Below are 21140 nucleotides of genomic sequence, written 5' to 3'. Positions count from 1 at the left end.
CCCTTGCCCTGCATGATTTTTCCACATCTCCCGGCGTGAGCGGCAAGTGAAAACAGCCGGGCGCCGGCCGGAAACCGGCCGCATAAAATGCCGGCGGCCGCACCTCGCCGCTCAAATGCCCCGGCCCGCCCTTCCCCGTCGAATTGCCGGGAAAAGGCCTATAAATCCGACACACCGCCGTTGAGCACCGTGTTGTCGATCAGGCGGGTGGCCCCGAAACGCACCGCCAGGGCCAGCAGCGCCGGCCCGCGCAGTTCCGTCAGCGGCTCCAAATCCGGCAGGGAGCGGATCTCTACATAGTCCACCTGCGCCCCCGGGGCGCCGGTGATCTTTTCCAGCACGGCCCCCCGCAGCCGGGCGGCGTTCCTTTCCCCCGCCTGCACCAGTTTTTCAGCTTCCTGCAGGCTTTGATAAAGGACCGGGGCGGCGCGCCTTTGCTCCGGATCCAGGTAGACGTTGCGCGAACTCATGGCCAGTCCGTCCGCTTCCCGCACCGTGGGCACGGCCTCAATTTCCAGGGGCAGGTTCAAATCGGCCGCCATGCGCCGGATGACCAGCACCTGCTGGGCGTCCTTCTGGCCGAAGAAGGCCCGGTCCGGCTGAACAATGTTGAACAGCTTGTTCACCACCGTGGCCACACCCCGGAAATGACCCGGCCGGGAGGCGCCGCACAGGCAGCCGGTGAGCCTGCCCACCTCCACGTGGGTGGCAAACCCTGGCGGGTACATCACTAACGCCGGCGGGACGAAAACGGCATCCACCCCCGCTTCTTCAGCCAGGGCGGCGTCCCGCTCAAAGTCCCGCGGATAGCGCTCGAAATCCTCCTGCGGCCCGAACTGCAGCGGATTGACAAAAATGCTCACCACCACGGCGTCGCAGACTTCCCCGGCCCGGCGCATCAGGGACAGGTGCCCCTGATGAAAATAACCCATGGTGGGCACCAGGCCCGCAGTCTGCCCGCGGGCCCGGACCAGGCGCACAAAAGCGCGTATTTCTTCAACCGTTCGGCAAATATGCAAACCGGACACTCCCATCTAATACAGCCTGGCCATTACTTCCTCCGCCATGCCGAAACCATGCTCCGGGCCGGGGAAGGTGCCGCTTTGCACTTCCTCCCGGTAGGCCTGCAGCGCCCGGGAAATATCCTCGTGCAGTTGGGCGTAGCGTTTGGCGAATTTGGGCGAGAAACCGCCGTACATGCCCAACAGGTCGTGGGTGACCAGCACCTGGCCGTTGCAATGCGGGCCGGCGCCGATGCCGATGGTGGGTACATCAAGGGTTTCGGTCAGCATTTTGGCCAGGGGCACGGGCACGCACTCCAGGACGATGGAAAACACTCCTGCCTCTTGAATGGCCCGGGCGTCGTCAATCAGCTTCCTGGCTGCGGCCTCATCCTTGCCCTGCACCTTGTAGCCGCCCATCTGGTTGATGGACTGCGGAGTCAGGCCCAGGTGGCCCATCACCGGAATGCCGGCCGCCACTATGGCCCGGATGGCCTCGGCCACTTCCCGGCCGCCCTCCAGTTTCACCGCCCGGGCGCCGCCTTCCTGCAAAATGCGTCCGGCATTGCGCACGCTTTCCTCGCGGGAAAGATGGCAGGACAAAAAGGGCATGTCCCCGATCACCATCGCCCGGCGCACACCGCGGGTGACGGCTTTGATGTGATGCACCATATCATCCATGGTCACCGGAATGGTGGAGTCGTAACCGAGCACCACATTGCCCAGGGAATCTCCCACCAGGATGGCGTCAATGCCGGCGTCGTCCACCATTTTGGCCATCGGATAATCATAGGCGGTGAGCATGGTCACCGGACGGCCCTCTTTTTTGGCCTCCCGGAAATAAGCGGTGGTTACCCTTTCGTTGCTCATGAAAAAACCCCCTTAAAAATGTGCTTTAAGTATACCTGGCGGCATATTCCGCCATTGCGGCCGCCGGAGACAACCGGCCGGTTCCCGGCATTACAGGCAGTCGCCTCCGTTCCGGGCGCACGCCCGGCGGCAGCCGCCGGATTAATCGCTGGTTGAACAGGCTCGCGGCTTATCCGTAACTAGCATACCTCTTCGCTGTTGGCCCTATCCTCCAGCAGTTTTCTCAGCTCACCGGCCTGCCGCCGGTCAATACCGCCCTTTTCCAGCGCCACCCCCACCGTATACAGGCCGAGCAGGCGGTAGAGGACGGCTTCTGTATCTCCGACCTGCTCCAGGGCCGGCAAATGCCCGGCCACGGTGGGCAGATCGCCGCGGGCGATTGGTCCGGTGAGCGCCGCCGTGGGGCCGGACCGGGCGATGTTGTTGATGGTGCCCTGCACGAGCGGTAACAGCGCCTGAAAGGCCTGTGTCCGGGACAAACCAAATTGCCCGTAAAGTCCGGTGGCCAGATGCATCAGGGAAACCAGGAAGTTGGAAGCAATGCAGGCCGCCGCGTGGTAAAGGGGCTTATCCGCCGCCTTGACATAAAAGGCGTGGCCGTTCAGATCGGCCACCACCTGCCGGGCCAGGGGCATGGCGTCTTCGTCCCCCTCCAGGGCAAACCAGGAACCGGGCAGGTTTTCCATCGCCCCCCGCACATCGGCGAATGACTGCAGGGGGTGTATGGACAGCGCCAGCGCCCCGGCTGCACGCACTCCTTCAAGCTCATCCGCCGCATGGGCGCCGCTGGTATGGGCCACCACCTGGCCGGGACGGAATCCCCCCCGGGCGGCGATGCCCGCTGAAACCGGGGCGATTTCCCGGTCCGGCGTGGTGATAAAAACCAGTTCCGCCGCCCGCACGGCCCCATCAACCGTTGCCGCCGGGCAGCCCAGCGCGCCGGCCAGTTTTTCCGCCGAGGCCGGCGTTTTGCTGGCCACCGCCGCCGCCGGGTAGCCGCGTTCTTTCAAAAGCAGGGCCAGTGCGCCGCCCACCTTGCCGCACCCCACCACGGCAATGGCCGGTCTGGTCATCAGGACACACCTCCGTAGATATTTTTAGCATTTCCCATCACCGGCCGGTTCTTTACATTGCCCTGAAAACCAGCCATCTTTTCGTTTAAAAACAAAAACGCCCTCCGGGACAACCGGGAGGCATTCTTCACCCTATCACCCCCGTCTCGGTCCGTCCGGCTCCAAGCGGTATAGAAAATATTTTACTGGCAAAAAAAGATTTTCCAAGGTATGGTTCCGCATGGATACCATCCTGTAGTGACATTCTAGCACAGGCCGGCGGGCAATACAAGACAATTTTGAAAACGGAAGGCGGCACGGGCAAGTTGCTATCCAGCCCCGCGGCCCGGCAAATATAAACAGGAATATGTTGAAGCAGGGATCGTATGTTTACGCGCCGAAGATAACACAAGCAGTACCAGCACATCATTCACATCCCGGCCGGGAATCGCATGTTTATGCGCGAAAATATATCAGAACGGACGGACCGGTTCTTTTCCCTTTGTGGTGCGGGCAGTTGTTCAGCGCCAGGCCGTCCACGACTGCGCTGCGGAAGCGCCCGCACTGTTTCCTGGTTTCGCCGGCCCGTACTGCGCCGCAGTTCAGCCCTGCGACCGGGCACTATGACTGTTTAAAGCACACCACTGTTTATCCGTCGGCCGGCGTTTTAAGGAAATGCCGAAGGCGTGCCGGAGGAAGGAAAATGACTGTACTTGCCATTGGCCCGGAACAAACCCTGCTCGTCAAGGCCGCCCGCCTCTGGCGGGGGTCGCCGGAACCGCCGGAAAAGGACGCGCTAGTCTGCCTGCACCGGGGCCGGGTGGCGGCCGTTTTCACCGGCACGGCCGGTATGCAGGTTGATCAAACAGCCTTGTGGGGGGATGATGCCGTACGGCTCACGGACATCATGCGCCGGATACTCACAGACACAAAAACAACCGGGCGGGAAGACGGCCCCATCCCCCTGCCCGGGCAGCCGGATACGGCGCACCGCCATCCATTTACATGCGTTCCGGCCGGAGACGGACAGCGACAGCCTCCGCCATGCCGGACCATCGCCCCACGCCTTTTCCCGCCGGGATGTTCGTGCACCGGCACCGGGGCGGTCCGGGTGCTGGAACTGCCCGGCTGTATGCTCATGCCCGGGCTGGTTGACTGTCACGTTCACCTGGCTCTGGACGGGCGCGATTTTAACGCTTCCCGGGAGCGGTGGAACGACCGGGCGGGCGTCCAGGAACTGATTGGGGCCAATCTGTCCGCCGCCCTGGAACGGGGGATCACCGCCGTGCGGGATGGCGGGGATCTGGCTCTGGCCGGGCTGGCCGCCCGGGACACGGTAGCCGCCGGCAGGCCGCCCGGCCCGCTGGTGCTGGCCTCCGGGCACGCCCTGCGCCGGCGGGGCGAATACGGCTCCTTTCTCGGTCCGGGGCTGACGCCGGCGGAACTGGAAACGGCCGTGGACCGTCTGGCCGGACGGGGCGTGGATCAGATCAAAGTGCTGGTCTCGGGCCTGGTCAGTTTCCGGGAATACCGCCGGGTGGGCGGACCCCAGTTTTCTGCCGGGGAACTGGAACGTATCGTCAACTGCGCGCACAGCCGGGGCTTGAAAGTGATGGCCCACGCCAGCGGCGACGAAGCGGTGCGCCTGGCCGTGGAGGCCGGGGCGGATTCTATTGAACACGGCTACTTTGTCCGCAGGGAAACTCTGGTCCAAATGGCCGCCCGGGGCATTCCCTGGGTGCCCACGGTGGTTCCGGTGGCGTGCCAGCTGCAGGAAGGCTTTTGTGCACAATATTCTCCGGCGGAAAAGGAGGTGATCCGGCAAACTTACCGGCGCCAGTTGCAGCAGATCGGCCTGGCCCGGCAACTGGGCGTCATGCTGGGGGTGGGTACCGACGCGGGCGCCGGCGGTGTGCCCCACGGCCGGGGATACCTGGATGAACTGCTGCTTTACCGCGAGGCCGGCCTCACCCCGCCGGAAACATTGCTGGCCGCCACGGTAAACGGTGCGGCCATCCTGGGCGCGGAAAACGTGCCGGGTACCATCGCCCCGGGCAAACCGGCCCGGCTCATCGCAGTGCGGGGTGATCCATGGCGGGACACCGGCGCTCTGGCGGATGTGCGCTATGTAATTATTGCCCGGTAAACAGCCGGGCGCTGAATACATCCGGCACGGCTTTTCGCCCGGGAAGGACCGGCCGGGCAGTTGCGGAAATAGCCGCCCGTTACACAGCGGAATACCGGGTTTAAAGAATTCATGCCGTAGCAATTTTACGGACGGTTTCCCTCTGCTCCGGCGCCAGTCCGGCCAGCAGGCGGTCCACCCGCCCCCGTCCCGGCACCGTCAGTTCCGGCACCAGATCGGCCAGGGGCACCAGCACGAAAGCGCGTTCATGCAGGCGCGGATGGGGAACGGTCAGCTGCGGCCAGTTGATTACCCGGTCACCGTATAAAAGCAGGTCAAGATCAATCACCCGCGGCCCCCAGCGGATGGTGCGCACCCGCCCAAGGCGGTTTTCCACCTCCAGGCAGGCGGCGAGCAAATCTTCCGGCGGCAGGGCGGTTGCAACTTCAGCCGCCGTATTGACAAACCAGTCCTGATCCGTGTATCCTACCGGCGCGGTACGGTAATAAGGCGCCACCCGCAGCAGCCGGACGCCGGGCGTACCGGCGAGCAAATCCAGCCCCTTTTTAATATTGGCCGCCTTGTCGCCAAGATTGGACCCGATCCCGATGTAAGCTTTTACCGGAAGATCACCAATAGACGACAATCACATTACTCCCTTTTCCGGGCCACTTGACTGTCAATTCCTCAAACCGTTTAAAATACCTCATTCAAATCAACCTTCAACCCTTCAAACAGGGATGAGGTCAGCGGTTTCCGGGCCGACCGGGCGAACAACCGCGGCGGCTGTTCCTCCCCCTCCGTCAGGGAATAAAGCTCGATCGTCTGGACGCCGGCGTTGACCAGCCAGAGTTCCCGCACTCCGTACCGGGTGTATAGTTTCTTTTTAATGGTGCGGTCCCTTTCCGCCGTTGACGGGGAGAGGACCTCCACCACCAGATCCGGGGCGCCCTGGATGTTGGCATCAGTAACAATGCCGGAGCGTTCCTGGGAAATGAACATTATATCGGGCTGAACCACGTCCTGGCCGGAGAGTACCACATCAAGCGGAGCAAACAGAACCTCGCCGCAATCTTTTTCTCGCACATAATCGCGTAAAATTGCCTCCAGGTTGGCTGCTATGCGCTGATGAATGACGCTGGGCGACGGAACCAAGTAAAACTCCCCCTCGATCAACTCGTAGCGCCGGTCTTCGGGCATCAGGCAGTAGTCTTCGTAAGTGAACTTGATGTGCGGGTTAACCACGTCCAAACGCACTCACCCCTGATCCAATTTTACAGCCTGTTTCTTCCAGCGTCAATAAAGTGTCCCGCTCCGGGCCTTCTGAAAGCCTAAGACCTGTGCTTTAGCAGGCGGCATTCCAATGATATGAGAAAACTCTCGCGGAAAAGCCTCCTGGCTTGTCCTGGAGGAAGTTAAATTTACCACCCCTTACAAAAAAGCCACCCGGTCCGGAGCGCAATCCCGGCCGTTTTTCAGCGCCGCCGCTCGATCTGCACGGCCATGTAGTCAAACCGGCCGGGCAGCGGGGCGCCGGGTTTCTGCACCCGCACGATCACGTCCTGCACTGCAAACCGTTCCAGCACGGCGGTGGCGATTTTCTCCGCCACCGCTTCAATCAGCCGGCAGGGCGGCCCGGTGACGATCTCTTCCGTCAGACGATAAACGTCGGCATAGCTCACCGTCTTTTCCAGATCGTCGGTGCGCCCGGCCGGGCGCAGATTCAGCGTCATCTCCACATCGACTTCAAAGCGCTGGCCCAGTTCCTGCTCCGCGGGCAGCACGCCGTGCCGGCCGTAAAACTGCATGCCTTTCAAAATGATCCGGTCCATAATAACCCCCGTTTTCCCCGCAGTGATCACGCCTTTGTCCGGGCGTACAATCCGGACGTATCGATAATCCGGAAAACATCAGCCTTACGGGCAACCGCCCTACCCCGCCGGGATATCCCGCCGCCGCACCATGGCGTCGGTCATCCGGGCCACGCGGGCCATTTCCTTCACGTCGTGCACGCGTACAATGTCCACTCCGGCGGCAATGCCGATCGCCACGGTGGCCGCGGTGCCCTCCACCCGCTGGTCCGCGGGCAGGTGGAGCGTTTTGGCGATCAGCGACTTGCGGGAAGTGCCCAGCAACACCGGCCGGCCCAGGCAATCCAGTTCCCGCAGGCGGCGCATGACCTCCAGGTTCTGCTCCAGCGTCTTGCCGAAGCCGATACCCGGGTCAATGATAATCTTATCCCGGCACAGGCCGGCCCGTTCCGCTATGGCCATGCTTTCCCGGAAAAAGGCAATCATGTCCCCCATCATGTCCCGGTACTCCGTGCCCTGCTGATTGTGCATCAGGATCATCGGAGCGTCGTAGCCGGCCGCCACGCCGGCCAGATCCGGATCGGCGCGCAGCGCCCACTGGTCGTTGATGATATGCGCGCCGGCCTCCAGCGCGCGCCGGGCCACCCCGGCCTTGGTGGTGTCGATTGAAACGGGCACGTCGATTTCCGCCGGCAGCTTTTCCAGCACCGGCATCACCCGGCGCAGTTCCTCGTCTTCCGGAATGGCTTCATAGCCGGGCCGGGTGGACTCCCCGCCTAGATCAATGATATCCGCCCCGTCCGCCACCATCTGCCGGGCGTGTTCCAGCGCCCGCTCCGGGTCGTTGAAGCGCCCGCCGTCGGAAAAGGAATCGGGGGTCACGTTTAATATACCCATAATCAAGGTACGCTCCCCCAGCACCAGCGACCGGCTGCGGCAATCCAGACGGCAGGGGCGGCGGCCCTCCAGATTCTGCAGCACCTGCCGGATCTCGCCGGCCAGCGCGGCCAGACCGAAAGGCTGCAGGCGCAGCTTGGCCATCAATGCTTCGTACTGTTTGAGTGTACCCATGAGCAAAACGTCCGTTTCTTCCACCGTGCCGTCCGCCGCTCCCCGGGCGATGGCCGCCTCGCCGCCCTTGCCCAGCATTTCCTGTTTGATGATATTGGCCTGTTTGGGATTGACGCCGCTCAACTTCAGCAGGCGGTGCACCGCCTTGGGCGCCATCAACCGGCAGCCGGTCCGGTCCGCGCCGATGGCGGCTATTTCGGCCAGCGCCTGCTCCCGGTTCTTTATTTCAATATTACGCACCTGAATAGACAAGACTATCCCCTCCTGTAAGAGACAACGGCGCAACAACCAGCCGGACGGTTTACGCCGGACGGCGGCAGGCACGCCATTCAACTGTCTAATAAACCAGTGCCTGCCGGACAGCGGGCATATCCTCCGCCTTGTAACACTCCCGGCGCGCCGGACAGGAGGCGCAGGGCCGGGCCAGATCGTCGGCCCGGGCCAGCAAGCGTCCCAACAGTCCGCCTTCCGGTCCGCCGTGCCGGTGGGCGGCGATGGCCCGTGCAATAACATCCGTCTCACCGGCCTTGAACCCCGTCTCCAGCAGTATAGGACGGGCGTCCCGGGCGCCGGCCGCGGCGTGATCAACCCCGGTGTCGTATTGCCGCCAGCGGGAAATGTCATGCAGCAGGCCGGCGGCGTAAACCGCTTCCCGGACCGCTTCAGACCCGTCCAGGGCGTGGGCGCGCATCAACCGGTCCATTTCTCCCGCTTCCATCAACAAAATATAGGTGATCCGGGCCACATCAAGCATATGCTGAAAATCGTGACGGCAAAAAATTCGCTCTTTTTCCCGGTCCGCATTGCGTATAAGACCTTCCCGGTAAACGGGGTGTTTGATGATCCGTTCAACCCGGTGCATGACAGCCCCCCCCTTTCCGGACATGAAAAACCCGGCTTTATCCGGCGGCGGGCGGCCTTTAATCCGGCCCGCCGCCCGTGCGCTCAAAAAACCGGGTTGCTCCTGAAGACATCCAACCGCACAAATCCAGTGTTTGGCACCCCGCGGCCGGCGCCGGGCAAAAGCATAAAGCATCCGGCAGCAGGTGCATTTCACTGCTTATAGGCACCCGCACCGTTTCCGGACGGATGCCGGAACTAAAGCTGCTCCATCTTTTTACCATGCTCCCAGTGCAGGCAGTTGAAGGGCTTGCCCTCTTCGTCAATGCGGTAAACATCACGGCCGGCGCATTGCGGACAGGCCATCTCGGAAGCGCAGGGACCCTGGCCGCAGGGAACTTCCCACTCATGACCGCATTGCTCGCAGTGGAAGCGGCGCACCACCACCTGGAAGTTACCCCCCTCCACCCGGATGGCCTTGCCGTTGACCAGGGCTTCAGCCACTTTGGCCCGGGCGGCACTCAAAACGCGGTGATAAGTGGGCCGGGAAACACCCATTTTCTCCGCACAGGCTTCCTGCTCCAGCCCCAGCAGGTCCTTCAAACGGATCGCTTCCAACTCTTCCACGGTCAGGCCGACTTCTTCCAGATCGCGCAGGGGTACACCAGCTGGTTTAAAGAAAGTAAGTCGGGGCAGAAATTCCACCCGGCGGCATTTCGGTGGTCTGGACATAATACACAACTCCCATCTTTTGCTCATTTTGGATCCGTCGCCGGACCCGCGACAGGCAACTTCGCCTGATTGTCCATAATATCTTAAATTATAGCCGCTGCCTGAACCAATGTCAATTTGACAATTAGTTATAATTTAGGTTTTAAAAGCATTGCTTAAAAACAGGAAAAATTCCGCCCGTTGTACACCAAAGAAGGGATTCCTGTACAGGAATCCCTTCTTGTCTGCTTGTAAAACTTCCCGTTTATTTAGAACAGTCCGAGCACCTTGCCGGTTTCCGTATCCACGTCGATCCGCCGGAAGGCCGGGTCGGAACTGGTGCCGGGCATCAGGCTGATCGCGCCGGCCATCGGGCAGAGGAACTTGGCCCCGGCGTAGACCAGCACGTCGCGGATCGGCAGCGTCCAGCCCTTGGGCACGCCTTTGAGCGTGGGATCGTGGGTCAAGCTCAGGTGCGTCTTCACCATCATGGTGGCAAAGTCTGCGTAGGCCGGATCCGATTCAAACCGCTTGGCCTTGGCTTCCGCTTCCGGCGTCCAGGAAACGCCGTCCGCGCCGTAGACTTCCCTGGCGATTGCTTCCACCCGCTGACGCAGAGGCATTTCCAGCGGATAGAGGAACTTGAAGTCGACCTTGTCGTTGCAGGCGTCGATAACCGCGTCGGCCAGTTCCAGGGCGCCGTCGCCGCCTTTGAGCCAATGCTCGGACAATGCGCAGCGGGCGCCGGCGGATTCGGCCGCCCGGCGGACCACGGCGATTTCATCCTTGGTATCGGTGTAGAAGGAGTTGATGCAGACCACCGGCTTGATGCCGGCCTTGCGCACTGTATTGATGTGATGGATCAGGTTTTCGCAGCCTTTTTCCACCAGCGCCACATTTTCCTTGACGTATTCATCAGGCAGCGGCCGGCCGGGCACCACTTTCGGGCCGCCGCCGTGCATCTTCAGCGCCCGGATGGTGGCTGTGATCACCGAGACGTTCGGAATAAGACCGCTGAAGCGGCACTTCACGTTCCAGAACTTCTCAAAACCGATGTCGGCGGCAAAACCGCTCTCCGTTACGTGGTAGTCGAACATCTTCAGGGCGATGCGGTCGGCGATGATCGAAGACTGGCCGATGGCGATGTTGGCGAAGGGGCCGGCGTGCACCAGCACGGGCTGATATTCCACCGTGCTCATCAATGTCGGGTTGATCGCGTTGCGCATGAAGGCAGTCATCGCGCCGGCCACTTCCAGGTCGGAGGTGGTCACCGGGTTGCCCTTCTTGTCGTAGGCCACAATGATCCGGCCGATGCGCTCGCGCAGGTCCTTCAAATCCCTGGCCACGGCCAGAATGGCCATTATTTCCGAGCTGACGGCGATACCGAACTTGGATTTCATCATATAGCCGTCCATCCGGCCACCGATGCCCATAATGATATTGCGCAGGCCCTGGGCGCAGAAGTCGATGATCCAGCCCATTTCCACATTGGTCGGGTCGATATCCAGGCGGCGCAGGTTGCGCTTGGCCAGTTCGGCGTCGTCATAGTTCCGCTCGTGCTGCATGCGGGCGTTCAAAGCCACCATGGCCAGGTTGTGGGCGTTCATGATGTCATTGATGTCGCCGGTCAAACCCAGGGAAAATTCAGTCATCGGGATGGCCAGGGCGTTGCCGCCGCCGGCAGCCGTGCCCTTGATGTTCATGGTCGGGCCGCCGGAAGGCTGCCGGATGGCGGCGCCCACATTCACGCCCCGCTTGCCCAGCCCTTCCACCAGGCCCATGCTGGTGGTGGTTTTGCCCTCGCCCAGCGGCGTGGGAGTGATGGCGGTCACTTCAATGTATTTGCCGTCCGGCTTGTCCTTCAACCGGTCGATGATCTTCATGAAATCCAGTTTGGCAATCCGGCCGAACGGGATGATCTCGTCCTTCTCCAGGCCCAGTCTCTCCTGCCACTGACCGGGAGTGGGCATGTTTTTCTCTGCAGCTTCGGCAATTTCAAAGTCCTTCATTTTGGTTGCATCGTAAGCCATTTTTATTTATCCTCTCCTCTCTTTTGGTTCAAAAAATCTCTTGATGCATTTATGACGGGTCATTTCCCCTGCATTGGTTCCCCCTTCTCCTCTCCTCCTTTACCGTTCAAGTTAATTTAAAAGGCAGCCTGCAGGCCGCCGGCAAAACATAGCGAACATAGAACAATTATATTTATTCGCGCGGCCGGCAGAAGTTTCCTCCCGCCGCCCCATATTTTCATCCCGGACCGGGTTTCTTTTAATATATCCCCAATTTAACCGGACATGATTATTTTTTCTTGGCCGCCCGGGTTAAAAACTTTTCTTCCGCTACAATGAACCGTTCGTGGACGCCCCGCCCGATTATTTCCATTTCGTCCCGGGCCTCGACCTGGAAAACCAGCCGTTTGCCGTCGATTTCCGTCAACCGGGAGGTGGCGAAAACCTGCATGCCAATGGGGGTGGCGGCCAGGTGCTCGACATTCACCCGGATGCCGACCGTGGTCAAACCTTCCGCCAGATAAGGCTGCACCGAGGTCAGGGCGGCTTTTTCCATCAGCCCGATCATGGCCGGCGTGGCAAACACTTTTACCCCCCCGCTGCCATAGGCCACGGCGGTGTTGGACTCGCCGACCGCAGTCACAGCCTCGCCGGTGATGCCGGGAGTCAACCGGTTGCTCATCCTTGTTCACCTCTTCGCTTTTTTGTAAATTCGTCACCTTATCAGAGAATTCCTGCAAACCCACCAAAAAACCAGCAAAAATAAATATTGCCGGAAAGGTAGATCTTTAAATACCGAAAAACCCGGGCTTTAATCCCGGGTTTCGTTTCCCCTGGCGCTTTTGCTTTTCCGGCAGGCGTACTTGCTGATTTTCTTCCGCCGGTCCGGCGCCACCTGTGTTTCGGGCCGGCGCCGCCAGACCAGGCGGGGCAGGGACAGCTTTTTGGGCATTACTCGTAGATCCAGCGATCCAGGGAGCGGTCATAAGACACCAGTTCCTCCGGGCGGAAAAAGAGGTTGATTTCCCGTTCCGCACTGGCCGGCGAGTCGGAGCCGTGAATGACGTTGCGCCCGATGTCCATGCCGTAGGTGCCCCGGATGGTGCCCGGGGCCGCCTGGAGCGGATTGGTGGCCCCCATCATTTCCCGGGCCGTGCTGACGGCGTCTTTTCCCTCCAGCACCATGGCCACCACCGGGCCGGAGGTGATGTAGTCCACCAGCGGGGCGAAAAAGGATTTCCCCTTGTGCTCGCCGTAATGCTCTTCGGCCAGGGAGCGCGGGATCTGCATCAGCTTTAACCCGGCGATTTTCAAACCTTTCCTTTCAAAACGGGAAATTATTTCCCCCACCAGCTGGCGCTGCACGCCGTCCGGCTTGACCATGACGTATGTACGTTCCATTTTGTTCCTCCTTGACATTGGCACTGTTGATGAATACCGGCTTCCGGGCATTGCCGGAACCGGTCACTATACTTTGTGCTCCTCCTCGCCGGTCTGTTTCATCAGGGCGGCAAACTCCTCCGCCTCGATGGTTTCCTTTTCCATCAGTGTCCTGGCAATCAGATGCAGTGTATCAATATGTTTTTCCAATATTTCCTTGGCCCGGTTGTAATTTTTCTCAATGATCTGGCGCACTTCTTTGTCTATGGACGAGGCTACTTCCTCGCCATAGTTGCGGTCGCGGGCCAGATCCCGGCCCAGGAACACCGTCTCCTGCTTGCGGCCGAAAGTCAGGGGACCAAGTTCATCGCTCATGCCATATTCCATCACCATACGGCGCACGATTTCCGTAGCCCGTTCCAGATCGTTCTGCGCGCCGGTGCTGATTTCCTTGAGCACCACCGCCTCGGACACCCGGCCGCCCAGGAGCATGGTCACCTGATCCAGGAGCATGGACCGGGTCATATAATAACGGTCTTCCTTGGGCAACAGCAGCGTGTAGCCGCCCGCCCGCCCGCGCGGAATGATCGACACCTTGTGTACCGGGTCGGTATTGGGCAACAGGTAGCCGACCACGGCATGACCGGCCTCATGGTAAGAAACCAGTTTTTTCTCCTTTTCGCTGATCACCTTGGACTTCTTCTCCGGTCCGGCAATCACCCGTTCAATGGAGTTTTCCAGCTCATGCTGTCCGATTTCAGATTTATTGAAACGGGCTGACAGCAGCGCCGCCTCGTTGACCAGGTTGGCCAGATCGGCGCCGGTAAAGCCGGGTGTGCGGCGGGCCAGCACGTCCAGATCCACGTCCTTGGCCAGGGGCTTGCCCCGCACATGCACCTTGAGAATTTCCTTGCGCCCGACGATGTCGGGAATATCCACCACCACCTGCCGGTCGAAGCGCCCCGGCCGCAGCAGCGCCGGGTCCAGAATGTCCGGGCGGTTGGTGGCGGCAATGATAATGATGCCCTCGTTGGGGCTGAAACCGTCCATTTCCACCAGCAGCTGGTTCAGTGTCTGCTCCCGTTCATCGTGACCGCCGCCCAGGCCGGCCCCGCGCTGGCGGCCGACGGCGTCGATCTCGTCGATAAAGACGATGCAGGGGGCGTTTTTCTTCGCTTGTTCAAAAAGATCCCGCACCCGGGAAGCGCCCACACCGACAAACATTTCCACAAAGTCCGAGCCGCTGATACTGAAAAAGGGCACTCCGGCTTCCCCGGCCACCGCCCGCGCCAGCAGCGTCTTGCCGGTGCCCGGCGGGCCGAACAGGAGCACCCCTTTGGGTATGCGCGCCCCCAGTTCCGAAAACTTTTTCGGATTTTTCAAAAACTCGACAATTTCCTCCAGCTCTTCTTTGACCTCGTCGGCCCCGGCCACATCGGCGAAAGTGACCCGCTTCTTCTCATCGGTATGCAGCCGGGCGCGGCTTTTACCGAAAGACATCACCCGGTTCCCGCCGCCCTGGGTTTGCTGCATCATAAAGAAAAACAGCAAGACAAAAATCAGGATCGGCAGCACGCTGGTAAATATGTTCGCCCACATGCCCGGCGGCGGGGGTTCCTCCGTATTCATCGGCACCCCTTTTTCCAGCAGCAGGTTGGTCAGCTGGGTATCGGTTTTTAACGCAATCACTTGAAAATGGGTGCCGTCCTTGGTATCCCCGATGATCAGGTTGGTGGTCGGCCTGGACTGGACAGTCACCTTGGCTACCTGCCCCTGGTTTACGGCCTGATAGAACTGGTTGTAGTTCCACTGTTCAACCCCCGGGGCGGATGGCTGGGTAACTCGAATCAGAAGGATGATTACCAGCACTATGAGCAGGTAGATGCTTAAGTTCTTCAAGACCTTGCTCAAAAAAGACACTCCTCTCGCCAAGGCCAGTCGCACGGCTCATAATAAAGATTTTAGCATAATTACGGCCGTGTTTCAATTAAATAAAGCTAAATGATTGGACTGGAGCGCCGCCTTCCATTATTCTCAAATAGAGGAATTCTTTTGTCAACGGGGTCACTTTAAACTTTTCGCCCGGACGCACCCCCCCCACCCAGACAATATCATCACCACAAACCACCAGGGGCAAACAATCCCGCTGCCCGGCCGCAATACCGCAGCCGTTCAGGAATTTTTTCAACCGCACCGGTTCTCCCAAACCAAGGGGCATGAAGCGATCCCCGGCCCGGCGGCGGCGCACAAACAGCGGTCCCGGCAGCTTTCCCCGGTCCAGCAGCGCTTCGCCGGCGGTCAGCCGGCACGGATCCGGGGACTGCCCGGGTGGCGACAGCTCCGCCCGGATGGTTTTGTTTATTTCCGGAATATAAGTGCACCCGGGCACCGCCAGGGGGTAAAAATAAGGGGGCACCATTACCGGCCGCCCGCCGCCGCAATAAAAACACAACCGGGAGCCCGCCCGCACGGCCTCCGCCCCGCCGGGCAGGACCGCTGCCCGGCCGCCGGCGGTGTTGTCCAGCATCCCCAGCAGTGACTGCACATGTCCGTACGACAGATCGGCGGACGACCCCGTCAGTTCACGCCAGGCCCGGCGCAGCATCCGCCGCCGCAACGGCGGGGGGACCGCGCGCAGGGCGTCGATATCCAGCTCCAGGGCCGCTCCACCGGCGTCCGACTCCCGCCGCGCCGCCGGGTAAAGCCCGGCTGCCTGCTCTTCAAGATAGGCGTCCTCTTCGCGGCAGATCTCCCCCAGGCGGACCAGGGCATCCACCAGGCGCGGGTTGTATTCGCTCTCCAGCAGGGGGATCAGGTGCAGCCGGATGCGGTTGCGGGTATAGGTATCCTGCCGGTTGCTGGCGTCCTCACGGAAGGGCAGGCGGTGCCGGCGGCAGTATTCCGCGATTTCCCGCCGGCGGACATGCAACAGCGGCCTGATATAAGGCCCCCTGACCGGCGGGATCCCTTTCAAACCGGCCGGACCGGCGCCCCGCAGCAGGTTGAGCAGGATTGTCTCCGCCTGGTCGTCGGCGTGATGCCCGAGTGCCAGCCGGTTGGCGCCCGCACGCCGGCAGGCCTGTTCAAAAAAGGCATAGCGCGCTTCCCGGGCCGCCTCTTCCAGGGAAAGGCCCCGGGCGGACCGGTAGGCGGGGACGTCGCATTCCCCGGCAATGACGGACAGCCCCAGCGCGCCGGCCAACTCCCGGACCAGGCCGGCGTCGGCCCGGGCTTCCGCGCCCCGGATCAGGTGGTTGAAGTGGACGGCCTGCAGGCTGAAACGCCGTTCTTCCCGTAAACTCCACAATATATGTAACAGGGATACCGAATCCATACCGCCGGAAACACCGGCCAGCACCAGATCGCCCGGTTTGATCATCTGAAAGGCGTCAATCAGGGCGCATACTTTTCGCATCAAATCCATCGCCGGATACCCGCCTGCCTGAATCATGTCTAGGAAAAATTCCACAAAGGAAAATATTTTCCTTTAATTTTTTCTTCCGGACGGAAAAATTTAGGGGCAAATATATCGTATCCCCGGCGGCGGGCCGCTATCCATACCTACACGGCCTTTTCCAGCCTGACCACCAGCACTGTCATGTCATCGCCCTGTTTTTCCCCGCCGGCGCCGGTTTGGGCCAGTTTCAGGAGCAGCTCCGCCATTTCCCGGGGCGCCAGATCGCCAATCTCGCGCAGCACGCCGCAGAGCCAGTCCTCCTTGTCTTCCGGTCCCCGGTGGGCGTCCAGAACACCGTCGCTGACCATGACCAGTGTGTCGCCCGGCTGCAGTTTTTTATCCACGGAAGCGACATCAATATCCTTGATGATTCCCACCGGCAGCGAACTGGCCTGCAGGGTGCTTACCCGGTGGTTGCGGACGAGAAAGCAGGCCGGGGCGCCGATTTTGATAAATTCCCCCGCCCCGGTGTAAAGATCGAGCAGGGCGACATCCAGAGTGGCGAAGCTATCTCCGGTGGCCCGCAAAACCATGATTGAATTGACCGTTTTTACGGCCAGGTGATGTTCCAGGCCGGATTCCAGCAGGCGTGCCAGCAGGGAAACGGCGGTCCGGCTTTCCGCGGCCGCCGGCGCGCCCACCCCCATGCCGTCGCTGAGCACCACGGCAAACTTGCCTCCCCGCAGAGGCAAAAGAGCGTAACTGTCGCCGCAAACCCCGTCCTTCCCCCGGCTGGCCACGCCCGCCACCAGGCGCAGCGGCAGGTCGGGGTACAGGCGCAGGCGGCAGATCCCCTCCTCCCCCCGGAAAAGGGCGCAGTCATTTACGGGCAGCGTGTACCGCCCGTCCAGCAAGCGGGAAACCAGGGGAACCACCCGGTTTTGGCATTCCCCGTTTTCCGGGCAGGCCTGCCGGCACAACATGACTTCCTGTCTTTCCCCGTCCGGCCGCGACACCCGCACATCGGCAACCGGAATGCCCGCCTGCTTCAGCTTCTGGCGCAGCAGCGCCTCCTCCCGGCCGGTTCCGGCCACATCGAATTCCAGTTCGTGGGAGAGGTTTTCGATAATTTCGGAAACGCCACGCAGCTGGTTTGACACCACTTCCTTGCTTTCCGAAAGGCGGCCGGCCCAATACTGGTTTACCTTATAAGTATCATAAAGGCAGGTCACGGTGATGGCCATTTCCTTGGGCCGGGAGCAGCGCTTTTTCAGTACTTCCGGCAAATCCCGGCTGTTCACCTGCCCATAGGTTTCCACCAGGCTGAACAATTCGAGCAACGCCTGGTAGGTCTGATAAAACTCCCGCTCCCAGCAGGTGCGGTACATGCCGCACCCCCGGCATACCTTGCCGCCGATTTCATTGAACAGCGGCTGCAGTCCGGCCTCCGGCACGCCGCCCGGGGCCGGGGCGGTGGAGGCAACCTGATCAAAACTGCGCGAAAGCTCGTGCAAAACGCGTGACCAGTGGCGCATGCGGCCGGCCACCACCGCCTGCACCCGCCTGTCCTTGACGGCCGCCGGCGCCGGATCGACCGCCGGGACCAGGGAAACGGCCAGACGGTTGACGTGTGCCGGCGGTACAAGCAGGAAAAGGAGTACGGCCAGGCCGGTTTCCGCCGCCACTTTGGCCAGGCCCCCGAAATTATCCAGATAAACGGACAGAATGATATTGCCGAGCAGAAAGCCCACCGCCACGCCGGCCTTGCCGAATCCGCGGCCCAGACCGGCCAGCAGGCCGGTAAAAGAAAAGGCGCCGACCACCGCCGGCGCGGCGGTATAAACCAGACCGGGGAGAATGCCCACCACCGCCCCGGCGGCGGCGCCCAGGCCCGGTCCCCCGGCCAGGGCGGCCAGCAGGATGATCAGGCGGCTGAGCAGGCCTTTCAAGGTGAACAGTCCGATCTGAAGCTCACCGGTGCCGGCCACCAGCGCCGCCAGCAATACGGAAAAAGAAAAAAGCTCTTCCCCGGAAGGGGGTTTGGCGCCGGACAACCTGTCCAGCACGGGCAGCGCCTGTAAAAAGACCAGCGTCAGGGCGGCGGCGATCAGCGCCTCAAAAGCGACACCGATGTACTCATAAGTAGCCGGACCGGTAAAAGCAAGTAGACCGGTTTTGACGATCAAAGTCAGGGACAGCACCAACAGCGGCATAATCAGCCAGGGGCGCCCCGTTTCACCGGGCAGCCCGCGGGCCAGCGCCCAGGTCAAGACCACGGTGGCCAGGGCGCCGGCCAGGGGCAGGCCACGGCTTACCGTGGCCAGCCCCACGCAGGCCCCGGCCACCGCCGGCAGGCCGGCTCCCGGATACACCCGCGCCACTGCGGCTGCAAACGCCGCCGCGCAGGGCACCATTTCCCCGAGCAGGATCACCCGCCCCAGAAAAAAGCCGGCCGCACACAAAAGCGGCATCTTGGCGTCCCAGGTCAGTTCCTTCAACAAGCGGCCGGAAAACCTGAAACGGCCGGCGGACAGGCGCTTTTTTTTACGGACGGGACGTTTTTTTTTGCCTGCGGACTTCACCCGCTGATACGGATAGACCTCCATTTCTTCAGACAACAAATGCCACCCCTTATCAGAATACCGGATTCCTTTAATTGTAAATTATAGTATAACGGGTGGCAATTAATTGTCATTATTGGTAGGTCAATACATTTTTTCTTTCGACAGCCTCCAGAGCCAGACCGTGCATTATGTCGGCCTCGCTCGCTTTAAGTTCCGGCAGCGCCAGCTGCTTCAACACCTGGCTCACGATGCGCACTCCGGCCGGGATGATATCGGCCCGCTCCGGCTGCAATCCGGGCAGGCGCTTCCTTTCTTCCAGATCCGACTTTTCCAGCTGGTCCAGCAGGGAGTTCACCCTACCGGCCGTCACCGCGTGGCCGTGCACCCGGTCCGGATCATAAACCGCCAGGCCAAGGTCCATGGCGGCCAGGGTGGTCACCGTGCCGCCGACCCCGACCAGCGTCCGGGGGGCGGCCGCCTTCACCCGGCGCAGCGGGGCGGCAAGCCTGCCGGCCAGCCAGCGCCGGTCATAGCCGCCCTCGGTGATGCGCACCGCCCCCACATCAACACTGCAGAAATGCACCCGCCCGTCCCGGGACCAGATAAACTCCGTACTGCCGCCGCCCACGTCCATGACCACGGACGAAGCCTCCTCCACCGGCAGGCCGCTCAACACCCCGCGGTAACTCAACCGCGCTTCCTGCTGCCCGCTCAGGACCTCTACAGTCAAACCGGCCCGGCGGGACGCCGCCAAAAAATCGTCCCGGTTGGCGGCGTCCCGCACGGCGCTGGTGGCCGCCGCCAGCACCAGCGCGGCTTTACGCTCCCGGGCGATGTCCAGGTAGTTTTGCAGTACGCGCACGGTCCGGCCGACGGCCTCCGGACGAAGCCGTCCGGTGGTAATCCCCTCACCCAAACGGGTGGTGGCCAGTTCCCGCTGCACCGGCAAGACTTTCCGTCCTTCCGTTACGTCGGCCACCAGCAGGCGCGTGGAATTGGTGCCGATATCCACAACCGCCACTCTGATCAATTTCATCACCACCGGTTTCAAAAATCGGGAAATAATAAAAAGGCACCCTTTCAGATGCCCCGCTCCGGCACAAAATAAATCATTTAACTGAAACGGCCCGTTCCGGCGGCACCGCGCAGCCGGCCGGGCGCCGTCAAACCAGCTTGCGTCCGGAACCGCGGCCGCCCCGCTTGGCATCGGTGCTTTTACGCAAAGACTGCTGCCTTTCGTCGCTTTCTTTAAGAAAACGGTTTAATTTTTCTTCGAAGGAAGGCTCGAACCGCTTCCGCCTGGTATGGCCGGCGGCGGACGGATTGGCCTGCTTGATGGAAAGGCCCACTTTACCGCGCGGATCCACCGAGATCACCTTTACGTTTACCCGGTCGTTTGGCTTGAGAAAATCATTGATATCCCTGACATAGACTTCCGCAATTTCAGAGATGTGCACCAGGCCGGTCTCGCCACCGGGAAGCTGGACAAAAGCCCCGAAATTAGTGATCCCGGTAACCACACCCTGCAAAACGCTGCCCACTTCCACCGGCATTTACGGCGATGCCTCCCTGCTCAGATCAAGCCTTGATCAATTATATGCAGGATGGCGGAAGAGTGTCAAGATGTGTTTTTAATTGGCCGGCCGGCTTTTTCCCGCCGGCTGCACCGGGACAATGCGCGTTTCGCCCGGTTTGACCAGACCCAGCCTTTCCCGGGCCACCTGTTCAATATAGGCGTTTGACTGCACCAGGCTGAGCTGCTGCCGCAAATCGTTGTTTTTCTGCTGCAACTGGTTAACCTGCTGCTGCATTTGCTGCAGATCCCTCTGCATGGCAAACAGGCGGTTGAACTGGGAGACAAAAGAAAACACCAGGTAAACGGCCATCACCACCAGCAACAGCAGCGGCAGCCTGCTCTTTTTAAAGGAAAAACTGTGCCGGTGTGCCCTGGCCGGCATATGTCCGGGGAAAGAAGCGCCTGTTTGCTTGTAGGCCGGTGAAATCATGAACCCTGCTCCTCCTCGTCCTCGTCCGGGCCGAACAGTCCCAGTTGATCTCCCGGAATAATCATTACCACTTCATAGCCCTTGTTGCGGGCGCGGTTGAACAAAGTGGCCACCGTACTGGCACTCAGCTTCAACCGGCGGGCCACCCGCTCGTTGGAATAGCCGATTTCCTTAAGCGCCACCACCTGGCGTTCACGAAAGCTGAGCTTCTCCATGCCCCGGATTTCCAGCCTCATGCCGCCAACTCCTGTATCCACAAAACTTGTACATCCTTTCTACATACAATGGACAATTTCCTGCCGG

21 protein-coding genes are annotated in these 21140 nt (G+C 61.0%); 1 reads left to right on the top strand and 20 read right to left on the bottom strand.

The features are described from left to right. Window positions 1-158: 158 nt before the first annotated feature. From panC to A6M21_RS13375, 3 genes are all read right to left on the bottom strand, one after another. Window positions 159-1019, bottom strand: a complete 861-nt coding sequence (gene panC, locus A6M21_RS13385) for a pantoate--beta-alanine ligase (RefSeq protein WP_066669680.1) — start codon at window positions 1017-1019, stop codon at window positions 159-161. A 15-nt stretch (window positions 1020-1034) separates the two neighbouring features. Then, window positions 1035-1871: a 3-methyl-2-oxobutanoate hydroxymethyltransferase gene (gene panB / locus A6M21_RS13380; protein WP_066669642.1), complete on the bottom strand. Its 837-nt coding sequence runs from the start codon at window positions 1869-1871 to the stop codon at window positions 1035-1037. A 179-nt stretch (window positions 1872-2050) separates the two neighbouring features. Continuing rightward, window positions 2051-2944, bottom strand: a complete 894-nt coding sequence (locus A6M21_RS13375; RefSeq protein WP_066669641.1) for a Rossmann-like and DUF2520 domain-containing protein — start codon at window positions 2942-2944, stop codon at window positions 2051-2053. 682 nt (window positions 2945-3626) lie between these two features. On the opposite strand from A6M21_RS13375, the gene A6M21_RS13370 reads away from it, so the two are divergent. After that, the gene (locus tag A6M21_RS13370; RefSeq protein WP_066669640.1) at window positions 3627-5069 is read left to right on the top strand and encodes a metal-dependent hydrolase family protein; all 1443 of its coding nucleotides are present in this window, start codon (window positions 3627-3629) and stop codon (window positions 5067-5069) included. A 109-nt stretch (window positions 5070-5178) separates the two neighbouring features. Here A6M21_RS13370 and folK read toward each other — a convergent pair whose 3' ends face one another. The 17 genes from folK to A6M21_RS13290 all read right to left on the bottom strand — a co-directional run bounded on the left by folK (window position 5179) and on the right by A6M21_RS13290 (window position 21073). Beyond that, window positions 5179-5694, bottom strand: coding sequence for a 2-amino-4-hydroxy-6-hydroxymethyldihydropteridine diphosphokinase (folK, locus tag A6M21_RS13365; protein WP_078060680.1), 516 nt, complete (start codon window positions 5692-5694; stop codon window positions 5179-5181). A gap of 50 nt (window positions 5695-5744) precedes the next feature. Further along, the gene (locus A6M21_RS13360) at window positions 5745-6293 is read right to left on the bottom strand and encodes a Uma2 family endonuclease (protein ID WP_242868856.1); all 549 of its coding nucleotides are present in this window, start codon (window positions 6291-6293) and stop codon (window positions 5745-5747) included. 230 nt (window positions 6294-6523) lie between these two features. Next, window positions 6524-6880: a dihydroneopterin aldolase gene (folB, locus tag A6M21_RS13355; protein WP_151191945.1), complete on the bottom strand. Its 357-nt coding sequence runs from the start codon at window positions 6878-6880 to the stop codon at window positions 6524-6526. Window positions 6881-6979: 99 nt separating this feature from the next. Continuing rightward, a complete protein-coding gene (gene folP, locus A6M21_RS13350; protein WP_066669639.1) occupies window positions 6980-8182 on the bottom strand; it encodes a dihydropteroate synthase in 1203 nt (400 codons plus the stop codon). Between the two features lie 85 nt (window positions 8183-8267). Next, window positions 8268-8792: an HD domain-containing protein gene (locus A6M21_RS13345; RefSeq protein ID WP_066669673.1), complete on the bottom strand. Its 525-nt coding sequence runs from the start codon at window positions 8790-8792 to the stop codon at window positions 8268-8270. A gap of 236 nt (window positions 8793-9028) precedes the next feature. Further along, window positions 9029-9502: a DUF134 domain-containing protein gene (locus A6M21_RS13340; protein ID WP_066669637.1), complete on the bottom strand. Its 474-nt coding sequence runs from the start codon at window positions 9500-9502 to the stop codon at window positions 9029-9031. A gap of 248 nt (window positions 9503-9750) precedes the next feature. Next, window positions 9751-11511: a formate--tetrahydrofolate ligase gene (locus tag A6M21_RS13335; RefSeq protein WP_066669635.1), complete on the bottom strand. Its 1761-nt coding sequence runs from the start codon at window positions 11509-11511 to the stop codon at window positions 9751-9753. Between the two features lie 268 nt (window positions 11512-11779). Next, window positions 11780-12172 carry a thioesterase family protein gene (locus A6M21_RS13330; RefSeq protein WP_066669630.1) on the bottom strand — a complete coding sequence of 131 codons (393 nt, stop codon included), beginning with the start codon at window positions 12170-12172 and terminating at the stop codon, window positions 11780-11782. A 129-nt stretch (window positions 12173-12301) separates the two neighbouring features. Then, the gene (locus A6M21_RS18825) at window positions 12302-12442 is read right to left on the bottom strand and encodes a hypothetical protein (protein WP_161486074.1); all 141 of its coding nucleotides are present in this window, start codon (window positions 12440-12442) and stop codon (window positions 12302-12304) included. Continuing rightward, on the bottom strand, window positions 12442-12891 hold the full coding sequence (gene ndk / locus A6M21_RS13325; protein ID WP_066669629.1) for a nucleoside-diphosphate kinase: 450 nt from the start codon (window positions 12889-12891) through the stop codon (window positions 12442-12444). Before ndk ends, A6M21_RS18825 begins: the two co-directional genes overlap by 1 nt. A gap of 66 nt (window positions 12892-12957) precedes the next feature. Next, window positions 12958-14781, bottom strand: a complete 1824-nt coding sequence (gene ftsH / locus A6M21_RS13320) for an ATP-dependent zinc metalloprotease FtsH (RefSeq protein ID WP_066669628.1) — start codon at window positions 14779-14781, stop codon at window positions 12958-12960. Between the two features lie 76 nt (window positions 14782-14857). Continuing rightward, window positions 14858-16294 carry a tRNA lysidine(34) synthetase TilS gene (gene tilS, locus A6M21_RS13315; RefSeq protein ID WP_066669627.1) on the bottom strand — a complete coding sequence of 479 codons (1437 nt, stop codon included), beginning with the start codon at window positions 16292-16294 and terminating at the stop codon, window positions 14858-14860. 137 nt (window positions 16295-16431) lie between these two features. Then, window positions 16432-18885, bottom strand: coding sequence for a stage II sporulation protein E (gene spoIIE, locus A6M21_RS13310; RefSeq protein WP_066669626.1), 2454 nt, complete (start codon window positions 18883-18885; stop codon window positions 16432-16434). A 76-nt stretch (window positions 18886-18961) separates the two neighbouring features. Beyond that, complete coding sequence (locus tag A6M21_RS13305; RefSeq protein WP_345788105.1) at window positions 18962-19852, bottom strand: Ppx/GppA phosphatase family protein; 891 nt, start codon at window positions 19850-19852, stop codon at window positions 18962-18964. Between the two features lie 142 nt (window positions 19853-19994). Next, window positions 19995-20384: a S1 RNA-binding domain-containing protein gene (locus A6M21_RS13300; RefSeq protein ID WP_066669625.1), complete on the bottom strand. Its 390-nt coding sequence runs from the start codon at window positions 20382-20384 to the stop codon at window positions 19995-19997. Between the two features lie 78 nt (window positions 20385-20462). Further along, window positions 20463-20837, bottom strand: a complete 375-nt coding sequence (locus tag A6M21_RS13295; RefSeq protein ID WP_066669624.1) for an FtsB family cell division protein — start codon at window positions 20835-20837, stop codon at window positions 20463-20465. After that, a complete protein-coding gene (locus A6M21_RS13290) occupies window positions 20834-21073 on the bottom strand; it encodes a LuxR C-terminal-related transcriptional regulator (RefSeq protein ID WP_066669623.1) in 240 nt (79 codons plus the stop codon). The genes A6M21_RS13295 and A6M21_RS13290 overlap by 4 nt, the downstream gene beginning before the upstream one ends. Window positions 21074-21140: the final 67 nt, after the last annotated feature.

The sequence above is a fragment of the Desulfotomaculum copahuensis genome (assembly GCF_001655685.1).
GTDB classification, from domain to species: domain Bacteria; phylum Bacillota; class Desulfotomaculia; order Desulfotomaculales; family Desulfovirgulaceae; genus Desulfotomaculum_G; species Desulfotomaculum_G copahuensis.
This window is presented reverse-complemented; position numbering and strand designations above follow the sequence as displayed.

Bases quoted from the DNA above. Each gene is read 5' to 3' on its own strand.
- panB (WP_066669642.1), bottom strand. From the start codon at position 1,871: ATGAGCAACGAAAGGGTAACCACCGCTTATTTCCGGGAGGCCAAAAAA.
- A6M21_RS13375 (WP_066669641.1), bottom strand. From the start codon at position 2,944: ATGACCAGACCGGCCATTGCCGTGGTGGGGTGCGGCAAGGTGGGCGGC.
- A6M21_RS13370 (WP_066669640.1), top strand. From the start codon at position 3,627: ATGACTGTACTTGCCATTGGCCCGGAACAAACCCTGCTCGTCAAGGCC.
- folB (WP_151191945.1), bottom strand. From the start codon at position 6,880: ATGGACCGGATCATTTTGAAAGGCATGCAGTTTTACGGCCGGCACGGC.
- A6M21_RS13345 (WP_066669673.1), bottom strand. From the start codon at position 8,792: ATGCACCGGGTTGAACGGATCATCAAACACCCCGTTTACCGGGAAGGT.
- A6M21_RS13340 (WP_066669637.1), bottom strand. From the start codon at position 9,502: ATGTCCAGACCACCGAAATGCCGCCGGGTGGAATTTCTGCCCCGACTT.
- A6M21_RS13335 (WP_066669635.1), bottom strand. From the start codon at position 11,511: ATGGCTTACGATGCAACCAAAATGAAGGACTTTGAAATTGCCGAAGCT.
- A6M21_RS13330 (WP_066669630.1), bottom strand. From the start codon at position 12,172: ATGAGCAACCGGTTGACTCCCGGCATCACCGGCGAGGCTGTGACTGCG.
- A6M21_RS18825 (WP_161486074.1), bottom strand. From the start codon at position 12,442: ATGCCCAAAAAGCTGTCCCTGCCCCGCCTGGTCTGGCGGCGCCGGCCC.
- ndk (WP_066669629.1), bottom strand. From the start codon at position 12,891: ATGGAACGTACATACGTCATGGTCAAGCCGGACGGCGTGCAGCGCCAG.
- tilS (WP_066669627.1), bottom strand. From the start codon at position 16,294: ATGGATTTGATGCGAAAAGTATGCGCCCTGATTGACGCCTTTCAGATG.
- A6M21_RS13300 (WP_066669625.1), bottom strand. From the start codon at position 20,384: ATGCCGGTGGAAGTGGGCAGCGTTTTGCAGGGTGTGGTTACCGGGATC.
- A6M21_RS13295 (WP_066669624.1), bottom strand. From the start codon at position 20,837: ATGATTTCACCGGCCTACAAGCAAACAGGCGCTTCTTTCCCCGGACAT.
- A6M21_RS13290 (WP_066669623.1), bottom strand. From the start codon at position 21,073: ATGAGGCTGGAAATCCGGGGCATGGAGAAGCTCAGCTTTCGTGAACGC.